This is a genomic window from Catenovulum agarivorans DS-2 (assembly GCF_000568405.1).
In the GTDB taxonomy this organism is placed as follows: Bacteria; Pseudomonadota; Gammaproteobacteria; order Enterobacterales; family Alteromonadaceae; genus Catenovulum; species Catenovulum agarivorans_A.
The window spans coordinates 1-7,428 of sequence record NZ_ARZY01000067.1; the positions used below are offsets into that span (position 1 = coordinate 1).

Below are 7,428 nucleotides of genomic sequence, written 5' to 3' on the forward strand. Positions count from 1 at the left end.
AGTACGTTCAAATTTTGCTTTAGCCACTTTCCAGACCTCAACTTTAGTTCTGACTCTGTCAGATAAATTTAATTGATGCCACGGTCGGAGGCTAAAATCAGGTGGTGCTGATACCCAGATTTGAACTGGGGACCTCACCCTTACCAAGGGTGCGCTCTACCGACTGAGCTATATCAGCAAAACTTGGAGCGGGCAGCGGGAATCGAACCCGCATCATCAGCTTGGAAGGCTGAGGTAATAGCCATTATACGATGCCCGCGCTCTGAGCTTTTAGACCTCAAACTGTGATTCGTGGTGGAGGGGGCTGGATTCGAACCAGCGAAGGCAGAGCCGTCAGATTTACAGTCTGATCCCTTTGGCCACTCGGGAACCCCTCCGAATTCTTTGTTTTTGATGGTGCCGGCTGCCGGAATCGAACTGGCGACCTACTGATTACAAGTCAGTTGCTCTACCAACTGAGCTAAGCCGGCCCTGTCAAAAGTGGAGCGCAGTTTATTGAAACCTGCTGGGCGTTGCAACCCCTTTTTTGAAAAAAAATGATATTTTCTTTCAATCGACGATTATATAACCAAAAACCATGTATTTAGCTGGATATTTAACCGCAGTAAAGGTTGCAACTAAATAGTTTTGCTAACTTTAAGTTTGCAACGAACCAAGTGAGTCGCTTCTAATTCATGGCTAATACTATAGATGGTATGAATTTTTATACTGCCTTGTGATTGATTAGTTCCATGTTCTATCCACTGGTTAACTTCTTCAACTAATTTTTGATCCCCCATCACACTACCTGAATATTCTTGAGTATAACTACTGACGTTAGTCAGCGTTACACCAAAATATTCAAGCGCTTTGACTGCTGCTTCTCTGCGACACATGCTTGATAAACTTGTCTCACTGGCAATCCCTACTGGCTTACGTATTTCGTTGCTCATCACAACTTCGACATTATCATCAATTGCAAAATGTTGTTGAGCGGATAGCCCTTCTTGAGTTGAAGGGTACTGTGCTGCAATAAATTTATACACTTGTTCGGCATTTGATGCTTCTCCTAACGCATCATATGCTTGTGCTTTTATCCAATACAACTTCGCCTTTTGTGCACTTGAGTACTCTGCATCATACTTAAAAAGAGCGCTATCAGCTGCTCTGATTGCTTCAGCATAATTTTGTTGAGCATAATGTTTATTTGCACCAATAAACGCGCCTTGTTTTACCATAGTGCAAGCAGATAGTGTTGTAGCTAATATCACAGTAAGGTACCGCATTTAAATTCCTTGTAATCTATTTTCTTAAGAACCTGAATCTGAATAACGATTTTAGAGCTAAATCAATTTAAATAGCGAGTACCAAAGGTTGGGTAAGAAGCTACTTAGATTAATTCAGCTCTACAGGTAACACTGTATACCAATAAATACCAACAGGCTTTCAACTCGACTAGCCACAGCGCTGTTTACTAAAAGGTTGTGATATACATCACTATTCCCCCCCGTAAGGAGCAGCTCCACTGGTTGCTTTTTCCCGCTAACGATCCCTTGTTGCTCTACTACCTGTTTAATTAAACTAATGTGACTTGCATACAAACCGTTAAAAACGCAGGCCTCAGTTGATTGCCCTAAACTAATTTCAGGATGAGTTGGATGATTTAAGGTTATTTTACCCGACCGCTCTGCAAGTTTATTTGCGCTAAATTCTACATTTGGCAATATATATCCACCTAAATGCTGGCCTGAGGCGTCGACCACATCAATGGTCACAGCTGTTCCTGCATCAACCACCACACACGCGTGGTTTGTGATTGTACGAGCACCTAACATGGCCAACCAACGATCTATGCCTAAACGTTGATATTCGATATAAGCATTGGTCAGTCCATATGCTTGTTTGGGTGTCGTTAATACTTCAATTAAACAATTTGGGTAAAAAGCTTTGATTTCATTTGCAATTGATTCAGCTTCACTTTTCACGCTAGCAATTAATATCTTGTCAAATGATGAATGTTGTTCACAACAAATCTGCCAACTTGGTAATGGCTCATACTGATTATTTTGATAAACCACAAATTTTGCACGGCTATTGCCTTCATCTACCATTAAAACTTTCATGCTGGCCTCAATGAAACTTCACCACCAGTTATCGCTTTAATCTGCTCATGCTGATTTAGCAGTAGATTACCTCTATCGTCGACCCCTAAATTAATGCCCTGCTCGACTCGTTGACCACTGACAATATTGACGTTTTGGTCAAGGTACAAATCAAAATCAGGCCAAATTTTTGCGAATGGAGAAAATCCTTGTTGGCAAAAAATATTAGTTTGATTGATAATTTGCTGTATTAAACTCGTCAACACTTGAGTCCGGTCCCAGTTGTGGCCCGAATGCAAAGCTAAACTATTCCATGCTTGCTCAATCCCTTGCTGGTTATCAACCATATTGACATTCAAACCAACTCCCATAATTACTGAATAAGGTGGCTCAAAATTCCCCTCAAGTTCAATCAAAATACCACCAAGCTTTTTCCCCTCTAGATATACATCGTTCGGCCATTTTAGCTGGGGGGTTAGACCGAACGTTTGCAATGCTTTGGCAACTGCAATACCAACAACTAAACTCAATCCTGATAATTCAGCCATAGGTAGGTGGAGTTGCATGCCCAATGTAAAATACAGGTTTTGTGCAAAAGGAGAATGCCACACTCGACCACGACGGCCCCGCCCTTGAGTTTGCTTATCTGTTGCCGCCAATACCACTGCATCGTGTTCAAGGCGCTTTTGTTTAAAAAGCTGTTTAACTTCTTCGTTTGTTGAATTAGTTTCCCTAGACAATAAAAAGTGGAAGTTCCCCGTTAAAGTCGCCTGTAAGTTTGCAAAGTTTAGTGGCTGCATTTGATTAGGTAAGACATAACCACGACCGGGCACTGAGTGGATATCTATTCCTGATTGGCGAATCTGGCCTATCCAGTTTGATATGGTCGCTCGACTCACCTTAAAATTGGCAGCTAAGTCTTCCCCTGAATGATAGTTATTATCGCAAAGCACTTCTAATAATGGCATGTGTTGCATTAGCTTTTATCCAACAAAGTGTTTAAGTAACTCACCGCATCAACCTCACCTGCGGAACTGATAAAACGCACTTCGGGCTGCAGTTCAATTGCATATATATGGTTTACTTTATCGCAAACTTTTTTTGCCAACAGTGCAATATCCGCACCTCTAGCACTTCCTTTATTGGTTAACACGAGCGCTTGCAATTGATGCACCTGAGCATCATTCACTGCATAGCCTTTTAAACCCGCTTTATCAATTAAAAAGCCCGCGGCTAATTTAACTAGATTATCGGCATAAGGGTAAATTGGCATGTCTAGGCATTCTTCAACCTGTTGCTGTAATTGTAACGCTGTATTCTGCTCAACAATTGGATTTTTAAAAAAACTGCCCGCATTAGCCAATTTATGCGGATTTGGTAATTTGCTTTGGCGAATACGGCATACTTCGTCGAATATAGAAGAGGCCGTCGGACAGCAGTTATGCTGGCGTTGATAGTCATCGGCAAATTGTTTTAATGGACCATATTCTGTAACTACTTGGGCACCTTTAGAAAATTTAAGCCAGACGGTTTCAATAATAAAGCGGCTTTTACCTTGATAAGTTTGATGTTTAAAGATTGAATCTCGATAGGCAAACTGGCAATCGTCGTTATTAAACTTAACTATTTTATTTAACTGAACATCATAGGCTTCAATAGCGTGGACAAACTGGGCGATTTCAACTCCATACGCACCTATATTCTGTACAGGCGCAGCACCGACCGTACCCGGGATCAGAGCGAGATTTTCCGCGCCGTTAATCCCCTGTTCAAGTAGTTGAACGACAGTTTTATGCCAATTAAGACCCCCACCCAGTTCAACTATATATGTATCTGGTGTTTCACTAACCACAAATTGGTTATTGGAAACTTGGATCAGCTGACCATGAAAAGATTCATCCAATAACAAAATGTTTGAACCTTCACCCACGACGATATAGGGCTGATTTTTATCAAATTCATTTTGTTGCTGTGGCCAGGTAATTGAGCTATCAGCGATGCATTTAAGCGCAAAAGTATTTGGAATTAGTTTGTGCTTACTCATGAAAATGCTTCTGTTGCTTAAATTCCATACGATAGACCAGCACATCATTTAAATTATTGGTATCAACATAATGAAACTGCATCTTGTTGTGCAAAGTGGCCAAAGCCGCCCCAACACTATTAACTGATTTACCACCTGTAATATCTATTAACATATCTTCTTCAGCAAGCTTATATTGGTGTTGCCATTTTCGCGCAGTTTTTAAATACGCATTGTAATAAGCTTCAATATCATTCGGTGGAATGGGTACAGGGTAAGACTCAAATTTAATCGCTCTAAATTCTGGGTATAACGCAAGCACATTTAAAGCATTTTTAATCTGTGGGTACGTACCCGGCGCAATGCGCTCAACTAAACCTTCACGATTCTTTATGCTGCAATCTTGAGTACCTAATAACACGGCGTGGCTTAGTTTACGCTCAATGTGGCTGGCCTGACTGCGCAATATACGCAAAATCAGTTCCCATTGGATTTTTAACGGCTCCAATTTGGTTAGATCTTCATCCAAATTGCCAGTCAGTTCGACTTCTGTCGCCCGAGTAAACGTATTCTGATCAATTTGTTTTTGTTTGATAAAAATCCATTTCCCGTCTCTTTGTTCAAAACGATAACCGGTCGACAAAGTTAAAACAATTGCCGCATAAGCTCTATCTGGATCTTGTCTTTTGACGTCACGTAGCGGAACCCAATTGGCTGCTTGGTGACGTAAACCTATCGATGCGGTAAAAAAGATAATTAAACCAGCCAACATTTCAATCAACCAATAAATAGTAAAGTGCTGCTCAAACCAAGCTTTGTCTTTGTCAAACCAGTAAACCAAATGATTTTTAAATAATTCAACTCCAGTTACCGCGTCTGCAAATATGCCAATGCCTGTCGCCGTCATCAACGCATAAAAAGCAAGGCGTAAATCGGCAATACGATAGTGGCGTAGCTTATCTAATTGGCGATTAATACTTGCGACAGTACGCTGATGTGCTCGCTGGCAGGCAGAGGTGATAACCCCTTGTTGTTGCGCTCGAATATCAAAACTGGTGATTTTAGGCTGCGCGTTTAAAAAAGTTTCATAACTACTATTTAGCAACGAGCTAGGTTGGCAACTTAAACTAAAGTATTGTGCGCCTTTGCCAACAACTTCGGCGGCTTCTTCTATACTGAGCAATCCATACACTTGGTCACCAGCTTCAACAACGGATATATCCAGACTATCGTAAAAAGCTTCTATATTATTAACTTGCTTGTAAAGCCATTTACGTGCGCCCGCGTAAGGCACAATAGCGATCTTTTTCATTTAGAATCCACGCCTTTTCCAAAAGCCGATTTCCCCGTCTAACTCAGGAAGGTTAACATCAAACGTTTTACTGGCAATTTCAACACCATCAATTTCAATAGTCATACGCCACTCACCCACTTTGTCTTCTATTGGCAACCAAATGGTGTCGCCTAAATAAAAGTCCCAATTATTGTTGCGAATATATTCTTCACCATCAAAAGGTGGCATTACATTGCCTTTTTTATCCGGAATATTTGGGTGGTATACACAGTAGCGTATTTTCTGACCTTTGGCTTTTTTAATATTGACAATAAAACCAAATTCTATATCAACTTCAGCTGGCACTTGGCTAGTAAATTTTTGTACTTTGGGTAACTTTTTATCGTCTTTATCCCATAAGTTATAAATTCCATAACTTTTAATTTCTACTTGAGCTTTCGCTTTTGCCATATAAATACCGCTAAATCAAAACTAGGAGAGAGTTTAAAACCGCCGATCATTACGTCTTTACAGTAAAAATTCAATATAATTAGCCTGTAAATTCAGTACATAAACAAATGTATTGTCCAGAGTTCAGGTTAATTTGATCTAAATCAGCTCAATTTTGGATAAAAACTTGTCATTTGCGCCATTGCTTAATTACAATATAGCCAGATTTTTTGAGTTGATAATTTTCAATCGTTCGATTGAACATAAGTTAAGTTGGAATTGAGATGGAAAATTTACTAAGTGCGTTAGAAGTGAACGCAATGTTATTAGCATTAGCTATGTTCATTACTTTTGTAGTTTTAGCTGCGATTGAGCGCAAAGAAGACCGCGACCAATTGGTTATGGCACGCATAGAGTATGCATTTTTTGGTATCAGTAGCTTTGTTGCCTTTTTGGTATTTTGGTTAATTTAAACCTCAACCAAAAATTTAAGCTTATTACAAAAACGCCCAGCGATGTTGGGCGTTTTTGTTTAACTTGCATCAGTTAACTTGGCAATTTGTTGTTTACTTGCCACAAAGCTCTGAGTTTTGATTCAAATTCTTTATCCTTGCCGTCTAGCGAAGATACATACAAATAGAATTCGCTATTATCAGTTCTAGTAATGGTGATAACTGAATTCTCATCATCTTCCCCCCACTCCACTTTAATATTGGCAATATTTTGATATTCAGCTACTTCAGAGTAAAACACGCCTTCAAGCACCCAATATGAAAAAACTCGCTGCTCGGTAAATCCGTTACCATCAGCCTTAAACCAAACTAACGCATCACTGTAAAAAAGCTTAATTGGTTCTTTAGGTTGAACAATGCCTTTATTCACCATCATATTGATGTCGTGATGCCATAATTTTTTGCCTTCCACTACTTTATTTTGAGGTGTTAGATTGAAGAATTCAGTCACAGTGAACACAGTCATAAATAGATATGCAGATGCAACGCCTATATGAAACCCATTAAAAGTTGAATTGCTGGTAATGCCCTGTTTAACTGAGCCTTGTTGTTCAAGTTGATTTACTGCATTTAATAAAGGCAATAATACAATGGCGATTGCTAAGTCGGTAAACACAAAGAACACCCCAATATCAAACTCACTAGAGATATTGATCAACAAACAAGTTAAACCCATTGCTATGCTATAAACCAACAGCCTGTCAGAAGCTATTTTTCGAATTGAATTTTTTTGTACTTGAGTCCATAAAGAATGGATAAAAAAGATAAAAAATATCGCACGCCACACTGGGCTGATATCTTGTTCGTAAGTAAATTGGATATGTTTAAAATTTCGGTAAAACCAATACGCCGAAAACATACCTAAGGTCAGCGTATTCATTAGCACAAATTTAGCAGCAGATACCTGATAAAATTGTTCGTGGTTGGCTTGCTTTTTATATAAGCCAATCCAAAGCAATAACAGAATAAAATAAACAATCACGGATAATCCGATAACCGACCAATACAAGGCTTTATCACCAATAATGAGTTCAGAGTCAGTGATTGGTGTGTGAGTTGGGTAGTGTTTAGAAATCTGTGTCACTCAAT

8 protein-coding genes and 4 tRNA genes are annotated in these 7,428 nt (G+C 39.5%); 1 reads left to right on the forward strand and 11 read right to left on the reverse strand.

Features of this window, described 5'->3' with window-relative positions; all coding sequences use genetic code 11:
* Nucleotides 1-102 precede the first annotated feature (102 nt).
* From DS2_RS18950 to DS2_RS18995, 10 genes are all read right to left on the reverse strand, one after another.
* A tRNA-Thr gene (locus DS2_RS18950) sits at nucleotides 103-178 on the reverse strand.
* A gap of 6 nt (nucleotides 179-184) precedes the next feature.
* Nucleotides 185-259: transfer RNA gene (locus DS2_RS18955), tRNA-Gly, on the reverse strand.
* Nucleotides 260-292: 33 nt separating this feature from the next.
* Nucleotides 293-377, reverse strand: a tRNA-Tyr gene (locus DS2_RS18960).
* Nucleotides 378-394: 17 nt separating this feature from the next.
* Nucleotides 395-470 (reverse strand) — tRNA-Thr (locus DS2_RS18965).
* A 147-nt stretch (nucleotides 471-617) separates the two neighbouring features.
* A complete protein-coding gene (locus DS2_RS18970; protein ID WP_035016652.1) occupies nucleotides 618-1,265 on the reverse strand; it encodes a tetratricopeptide repeat protein in 648 nt (215 codons plus the stop codon).
* Between the two features lie 120 nt (nucleotides 1,266-1,385).
* The gene (locus DS2_RS18975; protein WP_035016653.1) at nucleotides 1,386-2,102 is read right to left on the reverse strand and encodes a type III pantothenate kinase; all 717 of its coding nucleotides are present in this window, start codon (nucleotides 2,100-2,102) and stop codon (nucleotides 1,386-1,388) included.
* Nucleotides 2,099-3,058 carry a biotin--[acetyl-CoA-carboxylase] ligase gene (locus DS2_RS18980; protein ID WP_035016654.1) on the reverse strand — a complete coding sequence of 320 codons (960 nt, stop codon included), beginning with the start codon at nucleotides 3,056-3,058 and terminating at the stop codon, nucleotides 2,099-2,101. Before DS2_RS18980 ends, DS2_RS18975 begins: the two co-directional genes overlap by 4 nt.
* Entirely contained in the window at nucleotides 3,058-4,125 is a 1,068-nt protein-coding gene (gene murB, locus DS2_RS18985; RefSeq protein WP_035016655.1) for a UDP-N-acetylmuramate dehydrogenase, read from the reverse strand. The genes DS2_RS18980 and murB overlap by 1 nt, the downstream gene beginning before the upstream one ends.
* Nucleotides 4,118-5,416, reverse strand: a complete 1,299-nt coding sequence (csx16, locus tag DS2_RS18990) for a CRISPR-associated protein Csx16 (RefSeq protein WP_035016656.1) — start codon at nucleotides 5,414-5,416, stop codon at nucleotides 4,118-4,120. Before csx16 ends, murB begins: the two co-directional genes overlap by 8 nt.
* Nucleotides 5,417-5,848, reverse strand: coding sequence for a DUF3859 domain-containing protein (locus tag DS2_RS18995; protein ID WP_035016657.1), 432 nt, complete (start codon nucleotides 5,846-5,848; stop codon nucleotides 5,417-5,419). It abuts the gene before it with no gap.
* Nucleotides 5,849-6,111: 263 nt separating this feature from the next.
* On the opposite strand from DS2_RS18995, the gene DS2_RS19000 reads away from it, so the two are divergent.
* On the forward strand, nucleotides 6,112-6,300 hold the full coding sequence (locus tag DS2_RS19000; protein WP_035016658.1) for a hypothetical protein: 189 nt from the start codon (nucleotides 6,112-6,114) through the stop codon (nucleotides 6,298-6,300).
* Nucleotides 6,301-6,373: 73 nt separating this feature from the next.
* Here DS2_RS19000 and DS2_RS19005 read toward each other — a convergent pair whose 3' ends face one another.
* Entirely contained in the window at nucleotides 6,374-7,321 is a 948-nt protein-coding gene (locus tag DS2_RS19005) for a hypothetical protein (RefSeq protein WP_152537651.1), read from the reverse strand.
* Nucleotides 7,322-7,428 lie beyond the last annotated feature (107 nt).

What these genes read in the sequence shown, in the direction of transcription:
- DS2_RS18975 (WP_035016653.1), bottom strand. Translation starts at nt 2,102, where the DNA reads ATGAAAGTTTTAATGGTAGATGAAGGCAATAGCCGTGCAAAATTTGTG.
- csx16 (WP_035016656.1), bottom strand. Translation starts at nt 5,416, where the DNA reads ATGAAAAAGATCGCTATTGTGCCTTACGCGGGCGCACGTAAATGGCTT.
- DS2_RS18970 (WP_035016652.1), bottom strand. Translation starts at nt 1,265, where the DNA reads ATGCGGTACCTTACTGTGATATTAGCTACAACACTATCTGCTTGCACT.
- DS2_RS18980 (WP_035016654.1), bottom strand. Translation starts at nt 3,058, where the DNA reads ATGCAACACATGCCATTATTAGAAGTGCTTTGCGATAATAACTATCAT.
- murB (WP_035016655.1), bottom strand. Translation starts at nt 4,125, where the DNA reads ATGAGTAAGCACAAACTAATTCCAAATACTTTTGCGCTTAAATGCATC.
- DS2_RS19000 (WP_035016658.1), top strand. Translation starts at nt 6,112, where the DNA reads ATGGAAAATTTACTAAGTGCGTTAGAAGTGAACGCAATGTTATTAGCA.
- DS2_RS18995 (WP_035016657.1), bottom strand. Translation starts at nt 5,848, where the DNA reads ATGGCAAAAGCGAAAGCTCAAGTAGAAATTAAAAGTTATGGAATTTAT.